This is a genomic window from Zhongshania sp. (assembly GCF_041584495.1).
In the GTDB taxonomy this organism is placed as follows: Bacteria; Pseudomonadota; Gammaproteobacteria; order Pseudomonadales; family Spongiibacteraceae; genus Spongiibacter.
This window is the reverse complement of the sequence record NZ_JBFHDY010000325.1, coordinates 1-1077: the sequence shown is the minus strand read 5'-3', so window position 1 is coordinate 1077 and position 1077 is coordinate 1. Positions and strand designations below refer to the sequence as shown.

The following is a 1077-nucleotide window of genomic DNA, read 5'->3' as shown; positions in this document are numbered from 1 at the left end:
TAGCAACAACGCACGCATCAACGTAGATTTCATCGTCAAATGGGAAAATCTGGCTCGCGCCTACCAGTACCGATATCTGGCCCGTCGCGCCGTTCAGTCTCGCGACGCGCAGGCTGCCGCCGAACTGATACAACGCGCATTGAAATCAGACGCCAGTATTGTACTTCGCGAATTCGGGCGCACCACAGCAACACTGGGCGCATCAGTCCTGCTCAACGTTCTGCGTCCACAACGCTACGACAATCTTGAAAGAAAGGTCGTTGACCTGCTGGCGGCTTAACCATGCATACCAAACTCATAGTACGTCGCAAGCGATCCTGGCCCGCCCTTGATGCATCAGCACTCATAATGCCGATAATCGTTACTCTGCTTGTCTTTATGGTTGCGCTGGCAGTTCAACAATCAAAAGGTATCGGCTTGGAGATGTTGACCGAGGATGCAGGCTCGCTGAACGGTGACGCCTGGTTTCTAGGATTGATATCTACTGCAGGCATTTGCCTACTGGCCGCATCAGCAGGCATCGCGTTTTTCGCTGGCAATTTCCGGAAGAAGATACACGGTGGGCCGAGAAAGACCAGCGCTCTTGTGTGGCTATCATTGTGCAGCCTGATGCTGTTGGCCGACGATTCATTGATGATTCACGAAACCCTTGCCAAAACGATACCCTTCATTCCGGAGGCGGTTATTCAGGCACTAGTGGGTCTGATAATTATCGCAACGCTATTGGTATTCTACCGAGCGATAGGACCATCATTTATTTACGCCGCACCGGCACTGGTCGCCTGGACCGTGTCTGTTAGCGCCGACATGCTGTCAAGCGAATCAATGCCCACCATTCTTCTGATTGAGGACGGAAGCAAGTTGCTTGGCATCATCCTATGGTTTGTCTTTATCCTCGACCTCGCCAATCGCTACTTTGTCGATGTGATTTCGGCACGCTCGCTATCGGCACAGGCGGTGCATCGCTATTAAACAGCGGAATATTCCTTCCATCGCGGCAGCAGATCTCAACTGCTGCCTTATGCTAATTGCACGGGTCTAGCGCTACGCCGAACGACGAAAGATCAAGCCACAGCG

General features: G+C 52.5%; 1 protein-coding gene and 1 pseudogene. Both read left to right on the top strand.

All coding sequences use genetic code 11. From position 1 onward, the window contains the following. Positions 1-280, top strand: a pseudogene (locus ABYP33_RS19570) (glycosyltransferase family 2 protein); the annotation flags it as partial. Between the two features lie 68 nt (positions 281-348). Beyond that, positions 349-972 carry a hypothetical protein gene (locus tag ABYP33_RS19565; protein WP_373093070.1) on the top strand — a complete coding sequence of 208 codons (624 nt, stop codon included), beginning with the start codon at positions 349-351 and terminating at the stop codon, positions 970-972. Positions 973-1077: the final 105 nt, after the last annotated feature.

Excerpts from the sequence above, each read along its gene's own strand:
- ABYP33_RS19565 (WP_373093070.1), top strand. The coding sequence starts at position 349 with ATGCCGATAATCGTTACTCTGCTTGTCTTTATGGTTGCGCTGGCAGTT.